Origin of the sequence: Peptoniphilus sp. BV3C26 (assembly GCF_000478985.1) — a bacterium.
In the GTDB taxonomy this organism is placed as follows: domain Bacteria; phylum Bacillota; class Clostridia; order Tissierellales; family Peptoniphilaceae; genus Peptoniphilus_B; species Peptoniphilus_B koenoeneniae.
The window spans coordinates 22,821-41,426 of record NZ_AWXB01000046.1 but is presented as its reverse complement, the minus strand read 5'-3'; the positions used below and the strand labels follow the sequence as shown (position 1 = coordinate 41,426).

At 30.0% G+C, this 18,606-nt stretch carries 20 protein-coding genes and 3 pseudogenes; 21 read left to right on the top strand and 2 right to left on the bottom strand.

Translation table 11 applies throughout. From position 1 onward, the window contains the following. Positions 1-145 precede the first annotated feature (145 nt). The 4 genes from HMPREF1253_RS05305 to HMPREF1253_RS05290 all read left to right on the top strand — a co-directional run bounded on the left by HMPREF1253_RS05305 (position 146) and on the right by HMPREF1253_RS05290 (position 2,631). A complete protein-coding gene (locus HMPREF1253_RS05305) occupies positions 146-361 on the top strand; it encodes a helix-turn-helix transcriptional regulator (RefSeq protein ID WP_005399336.1) in 216 nt (71 codons plus the stop codon). A gap of 61 nt (positions 362-422) precedes the next feature. After that, entirely contained in the window at positions 423-677 is a 255-nt protein-coding gene (locus tag HMPREF1253_RS10485; RefSeq protein ID WP_227932434.1) for an N-6 DNA methylase, read from the top strand. A 34-nt stretch (positions 678-711) separates the two neighbouring features. After that, a complete protein-coding gene (locus tag HMPREF1253_RS05295) occupies positions 712-2,133 on the top strand; it encodes an SIR2 family protein (protein ID WP_023055700.1) in 1,422 nt (473 codons plus the stop codon). Beyond that, complete coding sequence (locus tag HMPREF1253_RS05290; protein WP_023055723.1) at positions 2,134-2,631, top strand: TIR domain-containing protein; 498 nt, start codon at positions 2,134-2,136, stop codon at positions 2,629-2,631. A 20-nt stretch (positions 2,632-2,651) separates the two neighbouring features. On the opposite strand, the gene HMPREF1253_RS05285 is transcribed toward HMPREF1253_RS05290, so the two are convergent. Further along, a complete protein-coding gene (locus tag HMPREF1253_RS05285; protein ID WP_023055695.1) occupies positions 2,652-3,983 on the bottom strand; it encodes a relaxase/mobilization nuclease domain-containing protein in 1,332 nt (443 codons plus the stop codon). 1 nt (position 3,984) lies between these two features. Beyond that, positions 3,985-4,341: a plasmid mobilization relaxosome protein MobC gene (locus HMPREF1253_RS05280; protein WP_023055693.1), complete on the bottom strand. Its 357-nt coding sequence runs from the start codon at positions 4,339-4,341 to the stop codon at positions 3,985-3,987. A 329-nt stretch (positions 4,342-4,670) separates the two neighbouring features. On the opposite strand from HMPREF1253_RS05280, the gene HMPREF1253_RS05275 reads away from it, so the two are divergent. From HMPREF1253_RS05275 to HMPREF1253_RS05195, 17 genes and pseudogenes are all read left to right on the top strand, one after another. Next, positions 4,671-5,264: a TetR/AcrR family transcriptional regulator gene (locus HMPREF1253_RS05275; protein WP_009345225.1), complete on the top strand. Its 594-nt coding sequence runs from the start codon at positions 4,671-4,673 to the stop codon at positions 5,262-5,264. A 17-nt stretch (positions 5,265-5,281) separates the two neighbouring features. Beyond that, positions 5,282-5,863 (top strand): MptD family putative ECF transporter S component, encoded by a 582-nt coding sequence (locus HMPREF1253_RS05270; protein ID WP_002836642.1) that lies wholly within the window; start codon positions 5,282-5,284, stop codon positions 5,861-5,863. Positions 5,864-5,887: 24 nt separating this feature from the next. Next, positions 5,888-6,550: an energy-coupling factor transporter transmembrane component T gene (locus HMPREF1253_RS05265; RefSeq protein WP_002841870.1), complete on the top strand. Its 663-nt coding sequence runs from the start codon at positions 5,888-5,890 to the stop codon at positions 6,548-6,550. A gap of 30 nt (positions 6,551-6,580) precedes the next feature. Further along, complete coding sequence (locus tag HMPREF1253_RS05260) at positions 6,581-7,972, top strand: ATP-binding cassette domain-containing protein (RefSeq protein WP_002836639.1); 1,392 nt, start codon at positions 6,581-6,583, stop codon at positions 7,970-7,972. Between the two features lie 35 nt (positions 7,973-8,007). Next, positions 8,008-9,750 carry an ABC transporter ATP-binding protein gene (locus HMPREF1253_RS05255; RefSeq protein WP_023055696.1) on the top strand — a complete coding sequence of 581 codons (1,743 nt, stop codon included), beginning with the start codon at positions 8,008-8,010 and terminating at the stop codon, positions 9,748-9,750. Next, the gene (locus HMPREF1253_RS05250; protein WP_002836637.1) at positions 9,747-11,480 is read left to right on the top strand and encodes an ABC transporter ATP-binding protein; all 1,734 of its coding nucleotides are present in this window, start codon (positions 9,747-9,749) and stop codon (positions 11,478-11,480) included. The genes HMPREF1253_RS05255 and HMPREF1253_RS05250 overlap by 4 nt, the downstream gene beginning before the upstream one ends. A 36-nt stretch (positions 11,481-11,516) precedes the next feature. Beyond that, the gene (locus tag HMPREF1253_RS05245; protein ID WP_002836636.1) at positions 11,517-12,866 is read left to right on the top strand and encodes an MATE family efflux transporter; all 1,350 of its coding nucleotides are present in this window, start codon (positions 11,517-11,519) and stop codon (positions 12,864-12,866) included. A 319-nt stretch (positions 12,867-13,185) separates the two neighbouring features. Then, positions 13,186-13,596 (top strand): sigma-70 family RNA polymerase sigma factor, encoded by a 411-nt coding sequence (locus HMPREF1253_RS05240; protein ID WP_002836635.1) that lies wholly within the window; start codon positions 13,186-13,188, stop codon positions 13,594-13,596. Between the two features lie 435 nt (positions 13,597-14,031). Next, positions 14,032-14,241 (top strand): excisionase, encoded by a 210-nt coding sequence (locus HMPREF1253_RS05235; protein WP_009345237.1) that lies wholly within the window; start codon positions 14,032-14,034, stop codon positions 14,239-14,241. Positions 14,242-14,318: 77 nt separating this feature from the next. Then, positions 14,319-15,554 carry a tyrosine-type recombinase/integrase gene (locus tag HMPREF1253_RS05230; protein ID WP_023055720.1) on the top strand — a complete coding sequence of 412 codons (1,236 nt, stop codon included), beginning with the start codon at positions 14,319-14,321 and terminating at the stop codon, positions 15,552-15,554. 144 nt (positions 15,555-15,698) lie between these two features. Further along, positions 15,699-16,175: pseudogene (gene metG, locus HMPREF1253_RS05225) on the top strand (methionine--tRNA ligase subunit beta); the annotation flags it as partial. 63 nt (positions 16,176-16,238) lie between these two features. Beyond that, the gene (locus HMPREF1253_RS05220) at positions 16,239-16,520 is read left to right on the top strand and encodes a CD1845 family protein (protein WP_036739552.1); all 282 of its coding nucleotides are present in this window, start codon (positions 16,239-16,241) and stop codon (positions 16,518-16,520) included. Between the two features lie 82 nt (positions 16,521-16,602). Next, a pseudogene (locus HMPREF1253_RS05215) lies at positions 16,603-16,707 on the top strand (replication initiator protein A); the annotation flags it as partial. 306 nt (positions 16,708-17,013) lie between these two features. After that, a complete protein-coding gene (locus HMPREF1253_RS05210; protein ID WP_023055725.1) occupies positions 17,014-17,244 on the top strand; it encodes a FeoA family protein in 231 nt (76 codons plus the stop codon). A 93-nt stretch (positions 17,245-17,337) separates the two neighbouring features. After that, positions 17,338-17,430, top strand: a pseudogene (locus tag HMPREF1253_RS10480) (FeoB small GTPase domain-containing protein); the annotation flags it as partial. A gap of 103 nt (positions 17,431-17,533) precedes the next feature. Further along, entirely contained in the window at positions 17,534-17,929 is a 396-nt protein-coding gene (locus HMPREF1253_RS05200; protein ID WP_023055721.1) for a DUF4418 family protein, read from the top strand. Then, positions 17,929-18,606 (top strand): ABC transporter ATP-binding protein, encoded by a 678-nt coding sequence (locus HMPREF1253_RS05195; RefSeq protein WP_023055713.1) that lies wholly within the window; start codon positions 17,929-17,931, stop codon positions 18,604-18,606. Before HMPREF1253_RS05200 ends, HMPREF1253_RS05195 begins: the two co-directional genes overlap by 1 nt.

Here is an 18,606-nt window from a genome sequence, read left to right as displayed (position 1 = left end):
GATACAGAGAGATAAATATCGGCAGTCTTCGGACTGCCTTTATTTTTTTGTATTTGTGTTTTAGAAAAGTGAATAATATTATGAAAAAAGTGAAGATTTATGCTATAATATAATTGATACAGAATTCATGAATGGAGAGATAGTCATGTTAAAAATCAGCTATAAAAAGCTATTTAAAAAAATGATTGACCTAGATTTAAATAACACAGAATTAATGGAAAAAACAAATATTAGTAGAAGTACATTTTATAAAATGAAAAATGGGGAGAATATTACAACTGACGTATTGTTAAGAATATGTGAAGGATTAAATTGTAATCTTTGCGAAATTATGGAGTTAGTTAAAGATGAAAATGATTGATTATGTTTTAGATAAGACAAATGAATATATTAAGATCGCATCTAAAGAAACTTGAAAAAGAATAGGACAGTTTTTTACGAGTAAAGAAACAGCAAAATTTATGGCATCTTTAATTGAGTTAAATATTAAAAGAGATGAAATATCTATTCTTGATCCAGGAGCTGGCTCTGGAATCCTTTCTGCGGCACTAATTCAGAGAATTATTGATAGTAAACTTATAAAAAAGATAAATTTAACATGTTATGAAACAGATGAAGATATTGTAAATTTGCTGGAAGCTAATTTATATTGGATAAAGGAAAATTCAAATGAATGAAGATAAGTTTTTAGGACCGAGAAAATAAGGGGAGGTGTTTATTATTAAAGGTGAAGTATCTAAAAAAGATTTGATTAGAGAAATTGAAAAAGCCATTAAAAGTGATGAATTGGGAGCATTCATTGGAGCGGGACTATCAATTCCTGCTGGATTTTGTAGTTGGAAAGAACTTCTAAGAGAGCCTGCAAAAGAAATTGGGTTAAATGTTGAAAAAGAAAATGATTTGGTTAGCTTAGCTCAGTATTATGCTAATTCAAAGAAGAGAACATCAATAGATGACTTGATCAAAGTGCAATTTTCTCAATTACTAAAACCTACTGATAATCATAAACTATTATCACAGTTACCGATTTCCACTTTTTGGACGACTAATTATGATAAGTTAATTGAAAAAGCTTTAGAAGATAATATGAAAAAGCCTTATGTAAAAACAACAGATGAGCAATTAAGAGGCACAAATCATGATTTTGATGCAATCGTTTATAAACTACACGGAGATGTAGAAACTCCTGAAGATGCAGTACTTACAAGAAGTGATTATGAAGAATTTGGATATAACAAAAGAAAGTTATTCAGAGAAGTTTTAGAGGGAGATTTGCTTACCAAGACATTTCTATTTTTAGGATTTAGTTTTGAAGATCCAAACTTTAACTATGTAATTGGAAGATTGAGGGTATTGCTCGATGAAAAGAATACAAGAAAACATTACTGTATTATGAAAAGGATCCAAGATACCGATGAGGATTATGAATACAAAAAAGCAAGACAGGAGCTACAAATTGAAGATCTAAATAGATATGGTATTTTTACATATTTAGTAAATAAATATGATGAAATCACTGAAATATTAAGTACTCTTGTTGATAGATTTAGAAGGAAAACAATATTTATATCGGGTAGTGCGTACTCCTATTCGACTTATTCTCAGGAAACTGGAGAAAATTTTATTCATAAACTATCTTTTGAACTATCAAAAAATGGTTATCATATTGTGAATGGATATGGTAAAGGTGTCGGTGATTTTGTATTAAATGGAGTTGCAGATTATTGTTTGACTCATAAGTCCAAAATAAATGATTTTTTAACGCTTATGCCTTTTCCTCAAAATAGTTCATTAGGTATTGATTTAGATAAGCTATATAAAGAAAATAGAGAGCAGATGATTGAAAATTGTGGCATCGCTATATTCATTTTTGGAAACAAAAAAACAGAAGATATTGCACATGGAGTGATGGATGAATTTGAGTTATGTAAAAAACATGGATTAGTATGTTTGCCTATTGAATATACTGGCGGGGCAGCCAAAGAAATATTTAAACAAACAACTCAAGAAATTTTAGACAAACATATAATAAGTGCAATTGAACAGGCAAATAAACAAAGCAATGGCGATATAGATATGTCTATTAAAAACATAGTACAAGCAGTTAAAATATTAAATAAGGAGGAGTTTTAAATGGCAAAAAGACAGGTGTTTTTTAGCTTTCATTACGACAATGATAATTGGAGGGCAGGACAGGTTCGCAACATGGGGAAAGTAGACAGTAGCTCTACCTTTTCAGATAATGACTGGGAGGAAGTAAAAGAAAAAACTGAAAGTAAAATTAAAGAATGGATTGATGAACAGCTAAACAAGCGTTCATGTTTAGTTGTTTTGATTGGAGAAAAAACAGCAAATAGAAAATGGATAAATTATGAAATAAAAAAAGCATACGAGTTAAACAAAGGTATTGTTGGAATTTATATCCACAAGTTGGAGAATGCATTGGGAGAGCAAGATGATAAGGGCAACAATCCTTTTGATTATTTAACATTAGAAGGTGAAAAACTGTCAAAGTATGTTAAATGTTTTGATTCTGTATACTTATCAAGCAAAAATGTTTATAGCGATATTAAAGATAATATTGAAGATTTAATTGAGTATGGAATAGAACATAAACCATCAACTTGGTAATAAATGATGATGGAGAGCAGCTACCTCTCCACCTCCTTCCCATAATAATTTTCATAGTTTTTCCTATAATGAACAAGGTCAGAAAATTGTTCTTTATTTAAAGAATACTCTTGCATAAGGGTGTTCTTTTTTTCTTGCAATTTATCAAGGTTTGATAGTATTTCTTTTGTGTTGGGTAGTTTTTTATAGTTTTCTAAAATTTCTTTAGCAGCTATTTTATAGACGGAAAGTTCACTATAATATTCTTCTGCAAATTGTTTATCTTCAGGATTTTTCTTATGATATTTATAGATTTCACGATACTTGTTTATAGTATTTATATTTTCCATATCTTGAGATAGACTCTTCATTTCAGCTTCAATTTTCTTTATTTCATCTAACAAGTCTTGTCTATCATCTGCAGATTTTTTAATAAGATCATCGAGTTGTGTAATTGAATTAATTCCTTGTTCTCTTAATTTAATTATTGAATCAGCCATTGTTTTGATATTATGTTTTCTTGCCCAAACTTCATAACCTTTTGAGGATTGAGCTTTTTCATTAGTAGATATATCAATGACGTTTCCTACACGTTTTTTAATAGGATTAGTTTTGTTTTTAATAGCTAAATCTATTCTTTCTTTAATTTTTTCTTCGGTATAATCTTCTCCGATAGTCTTTGCCCTTGTAAATCTTTGCTTATCTTTATGACGAAAAGCAATGTGTTTACCAAACTTAATTTCATAATCAAGAGCTTTCATATTTTCTAAAAACTCTTCCCACGAGTTAGACCTATTAATCATTCTATCTATATCAAATTGCAGTTTAGATTTCCAAGAATTTCCTTTCTTGTTTTGGTCATACTCGTACCAAGATTTACCAGCAGTTTTATATTTTCTCTTGTAAGCTTCATAATATTCATCAATGACTGAAAGCTTATTTTCTTTACATAACTCATCACTTTGATATCTGATTTTATGGTAAGTTTTTTTGTTGGATTGGTAGCATTTACCAGTCTTGTAATTAACATTATTAAAAATAATATGGTTATGGATATGCCCTCTATCTATATGAGTTGCAAGAACAAATTCATAATCTTCTTTTAAAATTTTCTTACATAATTCCATTCCAATTTCGTGAGCTTTTATAGGATCAACCTCTCCTGGTAGAAAAGATTGGATCAAATGTCTAGCCAAAACTGTACCTTTAGTATCATTGTCTTCTCGTGTTTTCATAAATTGAATATGAGCAGTAGATGGATGACAATTAAATGAAGATACCAAGACTTTTTCATCAGTTTTTTCGCTCTTAGTAATGTAATCTATTGCCAAATTTAGAGTTGATTTTATAGGATGTATTTTTGTAATTGCCATACTAATCACCAGAACTTTCTTTTGATTTGTTAAGAAGTAGGGAATGGATCTGCCATATTTCTTTTGATAATTTTTCTATCTGATTATTCATAGATTCAATTTCATTCTTGTAAATAACACCAGTTGTATTAGTTGCTTTTGCAATCTGGTTTATATTATTCGTAGCATTTGAGAGTAACCATTGCAGGTTTCTAAATGGTTCTAAATCTACTACATAAATTTCTTTTTCTAATACACATTTCCTAAGAAAGTGGGACATTGTTTTGCAATTAGCAAGTTTCATTTTCTTTTCAAAAACTTCCTTTTCTTCTTTAGTTACTTTTATTTCTATTCTTTCATTTCTAAATCTATTTGCCATTTTATTCTCCTTTATAAAATATATTTCGGGGTCTTAGGGTTCTCCCTAACAAGGTAAAAATTAAAAAAATGGAGCATTCCGTAAAGGGCTGCTCCATTAATTTTTTCGTAAGTGTCCGTACACTTACTGTGCTTGCTATTAAAGTTGTAAGCGTTAAGCGTTTATTAGGTTTTATTAATTATACCGCATTTAAATAAATTAATTAAGAAGTATACGGTAGAGTAGAGCAAAATTTATAATTTGATTGATATTGAAAATATTTTTCAATTAAGATATAATAAAAACCGAGGGAATCCTCGGAAAATAATTGAATGATTGGAGGTATTTTATTGAAAGATAAGGAAACAAAAGTTGGTCAAATTAGAAAAAAAGAAATTCGAGATGCAGCAATGAGATGTTTTTTGAATAAAGGATTTCAGAATACAACAATGGAAGATGTGATTAAAGAAGTTGGCATGAGCACAGGTGGTGTCTATCATCATTATAAAAGCACAGCTGAAATGCTTAAAGATTTAATGCTTGATGGAAATCAGTATAGAAATAATTTAATTGATAATTATTTAGAAGCTCACATAGGTCAAGATAAATATGAACAGATGAGTGAAATTTTAGTGGATAAGTGTCTACCAGATACAGATATTACTAAGGTTTATTCTCTTTTATTACAATCAAAAAAATATAATGAAGATTTAGAAAAGATGTTTCAAGATTTGAAAACAGAAACAGTAAATCAATTAGATTCAATATCTAATAAATTAGGAATTGATTCAAAGATTTTTGAAGATGGTTTTTTAGTAAATTATATAAATGGAATGATATTAAGCTCGCAAGTTCTTAATGCAAGAGATTCATATGATGAGAATAGGAAATATCTAAAAGATACAATTTTAAATTATATTTTAGATTTAGAAAAAAATAGATAACTAAGGAGGTTTCAGAAATGAATAAAAAATTAGAAGTTAGAGATTTAATTAATGTTGGTTTGTTTGCAGTACTTGGGTTTATTTTTATGCTAATAGGCTCATTTACAGCTATGGTTCCTGTTTTGATGCCAATTGTTCCCTTAGTACAGGGAATTTTAGTTGGACCTAGTAACATGCTTTTTTCAACAAAAATTAAGAAGCCAGGAATGCTTTTTATTCAAACAATGCTAATATCTTTAGCTTATGTCATCATGGGTCATGGTCCATGGGCACTTTTAACAGGAGCAATTGCAGGATTTATTGGAGAAATAATATTAAAATCAGGCTCTTATGACAGTAAAGGAAAATCTAGATTAGCATTTTCTTTTTCAAGTCTTTGCACTTTAGGAAACTATGTTCCGATTATCATCTCAAGAAATGAGTATGCACAAGGGCTTTTAAATCAAGGTTATAAGCAAGAATTTATTGACACAATGATGAAAGTTATGCCTGATTGGATTTTAATAGTTATGGCTATTTTAGGATTTATTGGTGCTTTTGTAGGTTGTAGCTTAGGAATTGTGTTTTTGAAAAAACATTTTTCAAAAATTGGTAAGTAAGAATTAGGGAGCGGGTTATTAGATATGATAAGGATAGATTTTAGAGCAAAATTATTTTTAATGATGGTTATTTCTTTTATTATGACAATTGGAAATATTCAAAGCCTAAATCCTATATATTATGTATTAATATGTATGCTCCCTACTTTTTTATTATTTTTATCTGGACATATAAAATCCGGGATTAAATCAATCATACTTTTTATAATATTGAATATTATAGAAATTAATATTAGGGAATTAAATGATTCTATAATATTATCACTTATACACATAGTTATAATTATAATAAAAAGAGTTTTTGCACCTATGGTTATGGGAAATTATATAATTTTAACGACTAGTGTAGGAGAAGCAATTTGTTCATTAAAAAAGGTGAAGTGTCCTGATCAGATAGCCATTCCTGTTGCGGTTATGGTTAGATATTTTTATGCAACAAGAATTGAGTATAGACAAATAAAACAAGCTATTTATTTGAGGGGTATAAGTTTTAGGAAATTTTTAAAGAATCCTATTTTATTAATTGAATATAGGATAATCCCACTATTGATGACCCTATCAAATTCTGCTGATGAATTGACAGTAGCTTCATTAACTAAGGGTCTTGCTGTCAATCAAAATAGATCAAATATTAGAGAAGCAAAGTTAACATTTGCTGACTATTTAATTTTTTTGTTTCTATTTTAGTTTTATTTTTTTATATAAGAGGTAGAAAATATGCTTAAAATAAGAAAGCTTGATTTATCTTTTGATGATGAAAATATCTTAAAAAATCTAAATTTTGAATGTAAAGCTGGTGAAATTACAGTTATTACAGGACATTCTGGATGTGGAAAAAGCACACTATTAAAAGCAATTAATGGAGTAATACCTGAATACCTTGATGCTAATATTAATGGAGAAATAAAATATAACAGCCTAGATTTACTTAGTAAAAATATATTTGAAAGATCATGTATTATTTCAAATGTATTTCAAAATCCAAAATCTCAATTTTACTGTATGAATTCCACTGAGGAGTTAGCCTTTCAGCTAGAAAATAGAAATACTGACAAGTCAGAGATAATCAATAGAATAAAGAAATACTCAAAACTCTTAAATATAGAATACTTATTAGACAAAAATATATTTGATTTATCTGGTGGAGAAAAGCAAATGATAGCACTTGCAGCTTGTGCAATTTCTGAAAATGATATTATTTTATTAGATGAACCATCTTCATCATTAGATAATGAATCTATAGAAAGGTTAAAAGAAGCCTTAGTGAAATTAAAAGAATTAAATAAGATAATAATTGTTGTGGAACATAGATTATTTTATTTAAAAAATATAATGGATAAGCTATGTATTATTGATAATGGGTCTTTAAATTTATACGAAAAAGAAGATTTAAATGATTATAATTTGAAAGCTATTGCAGAAGGATATGAACTTAGAACATTTAATAAAATAGAGAAAAGTGATTTAGAAATTAATAAATATTATAAAGTGAATTTATTGGATGATAAAAATAATTTTAGCAATGGAGATTTATCATGTCATAATTTTAAGAAAAAATATGAAAAGAATAAAATTTTTGACTTTAGTATTTCCTTTAATAAGGGAGTAAATTTTATCATTGGAAAAAATGGAATAGGGAAAAGTACTTTCATTAAATTATTGACCGGTATTACAAAAGGTCACGGAGATGTATTTGTTAATCAAAAAAAAGTTACAAAACAAAATAAAGAAATTTTTATGGTAATGCAAGATCCTAGCTCCCAGCTTTTTACAGAAAGTGTATTATCGGAAGTATCAACAGTAAGTGAAGATAAAAGCCTAAATGAAAAAATGTTGGAAAAGATGGGATTATTATCAAAGCTTGAAAAACATCCTCAAAGTTTATCGGGAGGAGAGAAGCAAAGATTGTTGATTGCTATAGCAAGGCTTAGTAATAAACCTATTATTATCTTAGATGAGCCTACAAGTGGATTATGTAAACCACAGATGAATACATTAATTAATTTCCTACACGATATGGAGAGAGAAGGAAAACTCATTATAATTATTACACACGATTTTGAATTTATAAAACACTGTGATGGTACAATATATGAATTTCTAAAATAAAATGCAAATGGATACAATTATGGAGGTGTTAAATTATGAAAGAAAAAAGTCCTGCTGTAATATTGTGGGAGCTTGCATATAAGGAACATTCAAAGTTAAAAACATCTGTATTTATAGCAAGTATCGGTGTTATTGCCGGAATTGTTCCATACATTGCTGCAAGCCGTATTTTAGTCTATTTATTAAATGGAATTGCAGATTTCAAGGTCTATTTTTTATGGATGGGAATAGGTCTGTTATCTTATATTTTAAAATCTGTTTTATACTCTACGGCGTTATCTGTATCTCATAAAGCGACTTTTAGTGTATTGAAAGATATTCGCTTGAGAATGATTGATAAACTTCCGAAGATGCAGTTAGGAGAAATAATCTCTGTTCCAAGCGGAAACTTTAAGCAGATTATAGTGGATCAGGTTGAAAGTATGGAGAAACCGCTCGCTCACCTGTTGCCTGAAATGACATCGAATCTCTTAGGTTCTTTGAGTATATTTATTTACTTATTATTTCTTGATTGGAGAATGGCTCTTTTATCATTAGTATCCATTCCTGTGGGGATGCTTTTTATGGGACTCGTAATGAAAAATTATGCTGTTCAATATGAAGGATCTGTAAAGGTAAATCGAGAAATGAATTCTGCAATTATTGAGTATGTTAATGGAATAGAAGTGATAAAAACATTTAATCAAGACAAGAGATCGTACGCAAAGTACAAAGATAAAGTCATTGCAAATGCAAGATACTTTTATGAATGGATGAAGAGCTGTCAGTTACCTGTGTCTTTATCTAAAAACATATCTCCTACTACAATAATCACAATGCTTCCATTTGGTTGGTATTTCTACATTAGCGGCAGTTTAAGTGCAGAAGTATTTATATCTGTAATTATTCTATCTTTAGGTATTGCAGGACCTTTACTTGAAACAATCAATTTTGTTGATGGTCTTGCTAAGATAGGGACTATTGCAAATTCTATTAACTTAATTTTAGAAGGAAAAGAACAAAAGCATTCTGATAGAGAAGTGACTATCCAGCAATATAATATTGATTTACAAAATGTAAAGTTTGGATATGAAGAAGAAAAAGAAATTCTTCATGGAATATCCCTAAACATAAAAGAAGGTACAACAGTGGCTTTTGTTGGACCAAGTGGAAGTGGCAAGTCAACTTTAGCAAAATTAATAGCTGGATATTGGGATAGCATGGAAGGAAATATAAATATTGGTGGACACAATCTTAAGGAAATTCCATTAAAGCAATTATATAGTTTGACCGCCTTTGTTTCTCAGGATAATTTTTTGTTCAACGAAAGTATTAGGGAGAATATAAGAATGGGCAATCCAAGTGCCAGTGATAAAGAAGTAGAAGACATTGCTAAGAAATCGGGTTGTCATGATTTTATTATGAAAATGGAACATGGTTACGATACGGTTGTCGGAAGTAGTGGGAGCCATGTTTCTGGTGGAGAAAGACAAAGAATATCAATTGCAAGAGCAATGCTCAAAAATGCACCTATTGTAATACTTGATGAAGCTACTTCATATATAGATCCTGAAAATGAAGTGATTATAAAGCAAGCTTTATCAAAGCTTATAAAAGATAAAACGGTGATTATTATTGCTCATAGGTTATCAACTATAACAGATGCAGAACAAATATTCTTAATTGAGAATGGAGAGCTTGTTTCACATGGTAAGCATGAAGAACTTATGGAAGATTCTGAGTTATACCAAAAGATGTGGAATGCCCATATTGGAGTAAAGGATGGTGAAATAAAATGATAAGTGCCTTAAAGAAAATTTTAGACTTCTCAGGTGATGAGAAGAAAAATGTATACCATTCTATATGGGTAAGTTTCTTGTTTGCAATTTTTCACATGCTCCAAATCAGTGCAATATACATTATTGTTAAAGCTATTGTTGAAAAAGATATGAGTATGACACCTGCATGGATTGCTTTGATACTTCTTGTTATAAGCATAGTTGGCAGAAGTGTTGCAAATTATTATTCACAGTTACAGCAATGCCATGCAAGTTATTTTATGGTGGCAAATAAAAGAGTTGCAATAGGTGAAATGCTCAAAAAAATACCTATGGGATTCTTTAATGAAAATAATATTGGTGAAATCGTTGGAATTTCTACAACTGTTTTGGAAGATGTAGAAAATACTGCGGCAATGGTTATGGTAAATACCTTATCTGGTTTTATTAACACAATAATTTTTACAATAATGATTTTGGCTTTTGAATGGAGGATCGGTCTTATTGTTACAATTGGATGCTTGTTGTACTTATTAATTCTTTCAAAAATGGAAAACAAGTCAAGAAATGTTCTTCCTAAAAGACAAGTGGCATCGGCAAAATTAGTTGACACTATTTTAGAACAAATAGGTGGAATGGCTGTTATAAAATCCTTCAATTTAACAGGGAAAGGAGATGAAAAAGTCAGAGATGCTATTGAAAATAGTAGAAAAATAAATCTTGATTGTGAAAAACTGTTTACACCTTATACGATTTTGCAAAATATTCTTTTGGATTTGTTTAGCATTTTGATAATAGGTGCAGGTATTTTCTTTTATATTAATGGAGAACTTTCATTCTTAAATACAGTTATGACGATTATAATTTCTTTTCTTGCTTTTTCTCAAATAAAATTGGCAGGAAGTGCAACAACCTCTCTCAGAGTTGTTAGTGGATCTATTGAACAAACAAAGAAGTTAGAGGAATTTCCACAGATGGATATTGATGGAAAAGACATAAAGCCTACTACTTTCGATATTTCTTTTGATAATGTAGAGTTTTCATATTCAGGCAAAAAAATCCTTGATGATATTTCGGTCAAGATACCACAAAAACAAATGACAGCTATAGTTGGAGCTTCAGGAGCTGGAAAAACTACATTTTGTAATTTGATAGCGAGATTTTGGGATGTAGAGAAAGGAGAAATCAGCATAGGTAAACATAATATTAAAGAATATTCATTGGAGTCATTAATGAGACAAATTAGTATGGTTTTTCAAAATGTTTATTTATTTCAAGACACTATTGAAAACAATATAAAGTTTGCCAAGCCAGATGCTACTCATGAGGAAGTTATAGAAGCTGCAAAGAAAGCGTGTTGTCATGAATTTATTATGAAACTTCCTGAACAATATGAAACAGTTATAGGAGAGGGAGGTGCAAGTTTATCTGGTGGAGAAAGACAAAGAATATCTATAGCAAGGGCTATGATAAAAAATGCCCCGATTATTATTTTTGACGAAGCTACTGCAAATGTAGACCCTGAAAATGAGGATAAACTACAGATTGCTATGGAAGAACTTACAAGAGATAAAACTGTAATAATGATTGCACACAGACTAAAAACCATAAAAAATGCAAATCAAATTCTTGTCTTGGCTAATGGAAAGATAACGCAACAAGGTACACATGAAGAACTTATTCAAGTTGATGGTATCTACAAAAAATTTGTTGAAGCAAGACAAGTGGCAGCAAAGTGGCAGTTGTCATAAGTTATAAAAATATTGAAAACAACTGGAGGAAGTCATATGGGAAAACAAGATATGAAAACACAACTATTAACCAAAAGTCCTAAAGAACTGTTATTTAAGTTGGCAATTCCCGGAATAATCGGGATGATTGTCATAGGATTGTATCCATTTATGGATGGTGTGTTTGCAGGATGGCTCATTGGTGATTATGCTATGTCAGCCATTAGTGTGTCTATGTCCTTAACGATTATAAATGGAGGAATATCGGCATTGATTGGCGTTGGAAGTGCCTCAATACTATCAAGAGCAATCGGAAAGGGCGATAAAGAAACGACAGATAAAATATTCGGGAATTTTTGTTACTGGGTAATATTTTTTTCTGTAATTATCACGATATTGGGTTTGGTTTTTGCACCTCATTTTTTAGATTTGGTAGGAGCTAAAGGAAATATTAAAGAACTTGGTGTGAGATATTTAAGAATAGTTTTCTTTGGCTCTATATTTGTGAATTTTGCTCAAGCGGGAAATATGACAATGCGTGGCGAAGGTGCATTAAAGCAATCAATGATGATTATGGGCGCGGGAGCTATATTAAACATTATTTTAGATCCTATTTTTATGAAGTTGATGGGTGAATATGCGATTGAAGGTGCAGCTATTGCAACTGTAATATCTCAAATTGTACAAGCAATATTGACATTCCACTATTTTTCAAAGAAAAGTGCTTTTGTAGGGATCCATAAAATTCAAAAATACAAGGCAATTTATAGCGAAATGTTCAGTATAGGAAGTTCAGCAATGATGATGCAAATTTTATTTGCAGTACAGCAAACATTTTTGTTTAAGCAAGCCTTTGCGTATGGAGGAGATGATTGGGGAATTTTGATGTCTGCTACAATGCGATTATATATGTTTTCCTTTATTCCACTGTGGGGTATGAGTCAAGGCTTACAACCTGTTATTGGAGCTAATTTCGGAGCAAAACAATACGGAAGAGTAAAAGATACGATGAAGATTTTTATGTATGGTGCAACAATTCTTGCAGCTGCTTCATGGATACCATCAATGTTTTGTTCAGAAAAATTACTATCATTATTCAGTGTGAGAAGGGAGATTATTGAAGTTGGTGTTGTAAACTTTAAGATGTTTTATTCAACATTCATCTTATATGGAATTATGATTATGACACTTACATTTTTCCAATCCATAGGAGATGGAAAAAAAGCAGGCATGATTGTAATGCTTAGACAGTTAGTTTTATTTATTCCTGCAATATTACTATTTCCAAAGGCATTTGGAGCGTCAGCAGTTTGGTGGACAGAACCTATCGTAGATTTTAGTATGATTATGTTGGGACTGTTTTTAATGCTTAATGGACTTAGGAAAATGGGAAAAGACAAAGCATAAATACAAGGACATTTGATATAAAAGCGAAAATAATCAAAAGAGGCTGTAGGTATGGATGCTATTTATCTATAATGAACGGAGGGAAAGGGAGATGAACAAGTGTATAAGTTACCTTGTAGAATTGAAATGGAATAAAAATACTCCTTTTTTCTATAATTCTTGTAGTTGTCTGTCTTTACATTTTCTCGTCTAAACAATTAAATATAGTAAAAGAAAGAACGGATTTCTTTCATTTCAGAGGACTTCTTATGCCAAGATGCAGGAGTCCTCCTTTTTTGTCTGAAAAACAAATAGACAAAAAAGAAATGGAGGAAACTTTATGGCAAAAGAGTATTACCTTTATGTCAGAGGGCAAAAGGTAAAAGTCAGTGAAGATATTTATAAAGTCTACTGGCGAGAAAAAGAACACGAAAAGTATTTGGAGCAGGTGGACAAGAAAAACCACTTGCTATTTTTTTCGTCTCTAAATCACGATGGGAATTTTGAAGATAATCTAGAAGATAAAAATGTTGATGTTGAAAAAGTTGTAGCTACACAAATGATGATTGAAGCACTAAGAAATGCAATGTCAAAGTTAAATAAGGATGAACGAGAAATAATTGAAAGATTATATTTCAATGATGAAACACTTCGTGCAGTATCAAAGACTCAAAATATATCACATACTGCTTTAATAAAAAGGCGAGATAAGATTTTAGAAAAACTAAAGAAATTTATAGAAGAAATATAGTTTCTGGTTACCAAAGAGGGCAAATTTTCCTTTATAAAGTGAGGGGAGTTTTGTCCTCTTTCTATTTTAAAAGCAATCTAAATAATATTTGAACCTTAACAATTGAATAGACCAAGACAAGACATTAATCATTTTTGGAGCGTAATAACCTATCCGCCAAGATCTTTCTGCTGAATAATTCGGTAAAACAAGTACTGCTAAGCAAAAAGCAAGGGAAGAAGAAAGGGAGCGATAAGTAAGAGTTTGAACATAGGGAGGGATACCCTATTCGCTATGAAGAAAATGAGGATAATGATACTTCTAAGGTTGAAGCCGGCTCATCCTGAACAGAGGCGGAGGTGAGATTCCTATGTTGCTAATCCAAGGCACTTGTCAATGTCAAAAAACTTTAAAAATATTAAAATAAATATTTTAAATATATTATTTGGAGGATTTATGATTAACGAAAATATAAAAGGTGTTCGTGTTTCTGAGAAAGCATTTCTAACATTAAAAGAAGCATCTGAATATTTTAATATTGGTCAAGATAAAGTTAGACAATTAACGGATGAAAATGATTGCGATTTTGTATTATTTAATGGTAGTAAGCGTCTTATTAAGAAAAAGTTAATGGAAGAATATTTAAATAGACAGTTCTCTATTTAATCTAAAACTATATATAAAACACGCTTAATGCGGTATAATAATTATAGCGTGTCTTTTATCAAAAAAGGAGAATTTTTATGGTAAAAAGACGCAAAGATAGTAAAGGGGTTGTTTTAAAAGACGGTGAATATCAAAGATCAAATGGCACTTATGAATTTAAGTGGCAAGACAAAATAGGTCGTAGAAAATCTATGTATGCGAAAACTCTAAAAGAATTAAGAGAAAAGGAATTAGATATTTTACGCAATACTATAGATGGAATCAACAACGAAGGAAGTAGCTTATCTGTAAATGATACTTTTAAGCTATGGACAAAGGTAAAAAGAGGTTTAAAAGATAATACCTTTAAAAATTACATCTATATGTATCAACAATTTGTCGAACCGACTTTTGGTCGCATTAAACTATCTGATATTAAAAGATCTGATGTTAGAAGTTTTTATAACAGATTAAAGGAAGATCAGGGATTGATGGTTTCTACCATAGATTGTGTTCATACTGTCTTACATCAGGTTTTAGAATTAGCAGTGGATGACGAATATATAAGATTTAATCCATCTGACAATGCTTTGAAGGAATTGAAAGTAGCTTATCGAAATGAATCTCCGAAGAAAAAAGCCATGACAATAGAAGAACAAGTGCTATTTGAAGAATATTTATCTAATAGTGATGAATATAAAAAATGGTATCCAATATTCATTGTTATGCTTTGGACAGGAATGAGAGTTGGAGAAGTTACAGGATTGCAATGGGACGATCTAGATTTTGATAATGGTCTTATAAATGTAAATAGGACTTTGGTATATTATAGTAAAGGTAAAGGATTAAACAATAGATATGCTATTAATACACCGAAGACAGCATCAGGTAAGCGAAGTATTCCTATGGTTCAAAAAGTAAAAGATGCTTTTCTTATGGAAAGAGAGTTACAAAAGACTTTTGGAATCGAATGTTGTGATTCAATCGATGGATTTAAAGACTTTGTATTTTTAAATAGATTTGGTAAGGTTCACAATAATGGAACACTTAATAAAGCTTTAAGAAGAATTGTTAGAGATTGCAATTTAAGTATAATGGATAAAAATAAATCGAGCTCTAATGATATTCTATTAGTTCCACATTTAAGCAATCACATTTTCAGACACACCTTTACTACAAGGCTTAATGAACAAAATATAAATACAAAAGCAATGCAGTCTATTCTAGGTCATTCTGATATTAGTACAACAATGGATATATATGTAGATGCAACAGAAGATTTTAAGATAGAACAGATGGGAGAATTTGAAAAAGCGATGAAATTTATATTTTAGAATTTACGACAGCTTACGACAAATTTACGACAATTTGCTAGAAATCTATAGGCACTTATAGAGAGTTAGCAAATTGTCGTAAATGGAGAAGTACCATAAAATAGACTTTTATAGAGATTTAGACAATTATCTAAAGTAGAGGGGATTTTCCCAACAATGAAGCCAATTGGTAAAGAAAAAACAGAAAATGAAGATTCTTCAAAAGAAGCTAAGGGAAACAGCGATATAATTACAAAAGAAAAAATAGATTTTTCAAAAGTAAAAGTAGAGCCATTATTTGAAGATATGGTTGATTTTGATACATTCTCAAAATCTGATTTTAGAGTTGTAAAAGTTAAGAACTGCGAAGAAGTTCCAAAATCAAAAAAACTTTTGAAATTTACATTAGATGATGGTTCTGAAAAAGAAAGAGTTATATTATCTGGTATTAAGGAATATTATAGTGCGGAGTCTTTAATTGGAAAGACACTACTTGCGATTTGTAATCTTCCTCCTCATAAGATGATGGGAATCGACTCAGAAGGTATGATTATATCTGCAATTTGCGAGTACGACGGAGAAGAAAAACTTAACTTAATAATGTTGGATGATAATATTCCAGCAGGATCAAAATTATATTAAAGAACACGCTAATTATGAAACTGGGGTTTGTTACGAATCCCAGTTTAATTTTTAGGGGTATGTATGAGATGGATAATTAGAATAATTTTATTACCGATAAGATTAGTGCTGAGTTTGCTCATAGCTTTTTTAACCTTCATATTAAGTTTGAGTACTGCGTTGTTAAGCGTAGTTTCTACTTTAATTTTTATAATTGGATTAGCTAACATATTTCAAGGAGATAATCAAATTGTAATTGAAGCACTAATCTTAGCATTTTTATTTAGCCCATTTGGATTACCTAAATTAGGTATATATGTTATTGGATTATTAGAATTATTAAACTATACAATAAAATCTATTTAAAGAAAAATAAATATTAGACAATCGTAGACGATAGAAATCAATAATTCTGTCGTATTTTTTATTTCAAAGAAAGGAGGCAGGAATGAATTTTGATTATTTTTATAATAGGAAATCTGAAATGTATAACTTCATTAGGTTACCTATGGTATTGCTGGAAGATGGGATTTTTGAGAGCATTTCTATTAAATAAATTATTTTGGGAATAAGTTTTACTTATAAAATTACTAAAAATTACTATCTAACAAAAAATAAACGAGCCTTTTTTATTAAAGTTCTTCTATTATATAGGCCAATAAAAAAAGAAAATTATAATATACAAGGCAACATAAGAAAGATAAATTAAAAATATTCTCAATCTTAAAAATATGCCCTTTAAAAAAACTGAAAAATTGATTTGAATTTTCAATTTCCTATGTTATAATAACTAAGAAAGCGATAATCAAACAAATGTTAATTTATTTTAATAAAATTAAAACTAGAAACGAGTGGTTAGATGCTTAGCTTAGTAATGGCACCCTTAAATGTTAATTATAAGATTTTAAGGATTAAGTCTTTAGGAGATAGTAATGTAACTGAGTCCCACCCGGCGAATCTTGGTTTTGTCAAAGATGCAGTTATAAAAGTTGTTAATGAGAACGATGGTAATTTAATTGTATATGTTAAAGATTCCAGAGTTGCAATCGGAAAAGATATAGCGAAAAAAATATTAGTAGAGAAGATGTAAGACTTGCAAACTTTAAGAGATGCAGTTGTAGGAAAATACTACATCGTTAAAAAAATCAATGGTTCTGGTCCTTTGAAAAGAATGAGGACTAAGATGGCTATTACTATTGCATTTGCCGGCAACCCCAATAGTGGTAAGTCAACACTTTTTAACTGCCTCACTGGTTCCAACCAATATGTTGGTAACTGACCAGGGGTAACTGTTGAAAAAAGACTGTTAAGTATAAAAAAATAAACACGTTTTCATGTTGCAATGTTATTAATAAAGATAAGTAGAAAGGGTGATTAAAATGAGTAGAAAAAAGATTTTAGGATATATTTCAGCTATTATAGGTTTTTTGTTAGTGCTTGCACCAAAATTTATAACACCAGTTTGTCCTCCTATGGAAGATGGGATGTTCATGAAATGCCATTGGATGGGAAATATGACTATGGGTATTGGAGCGGTCATTTTAGTATTAGCAATCATTTTTATTGTAGTTAAAGATTCAAAAATATCTTTAGGATTATCTATTTCAAATATAGCAATTGGTATTTTAGGGATACTAAACGCTCATGTGCTTATTGGTGGATGCATGAAAGCCGATATGGCTTGCAGAGCAAAAACCATTCCATTTTGCACGTTGTTGTTAGGTATATTGGTTTTAGTTAATATTTATTATTGTATGAAAGAAAGACATTCATAATGGAATCAATAATTGAAACTGAAAATTTAAGTAAGAGTTTCAAAAGAGGTTATAATACACTTTTTGCAGTTAAAAATGTAAACTTTACCTTGGAGGAGGGAGATTTTGTCAATATAATTGGCAGAAGTGGTTCAGGGAAGTCAACTTTTTTAAATCTTTTGTCTGGTTTATTAAAGCCGACTGAAGGTAAAATTTTTGCTAAGGGCAAAGATATGAGTGATTTTTCTGATAGAGAAATTAGCAAATATAGGAATGAAATCATAGGTTTTGTGCCACAAAGTCTAGGAACACTTCCGAATTTAAATGTTTTAGAGAATGTGTCTCTTCCTTATTATCTATTTAAAAGAGATGACTCTGCTTATGAAAAGGCCGCTATGCTTCTTGATGAGATGGGAATTTTGCATTTGAAAGATGATTTTCCTAAAAATTTATCTGGAGGAGAGCTAAAAAGAGTGCTGATAGCCAGATCAATGATTAATTCGCCGGAACTTTTGATTTTGGATGAGCCTACAAGTGATTTGGATAAAAACACTACTATGGAGATAATGGATTTATTAAAAAAAATAAATTCTAAAGGTACTGCACTTATTATAGTTACTCATGAGCTTGATATTTTAAAATATGGCAATACACTTTGCCAAATGGAAGATGGAAGTTTAATAAAAAAAGAGGGATAG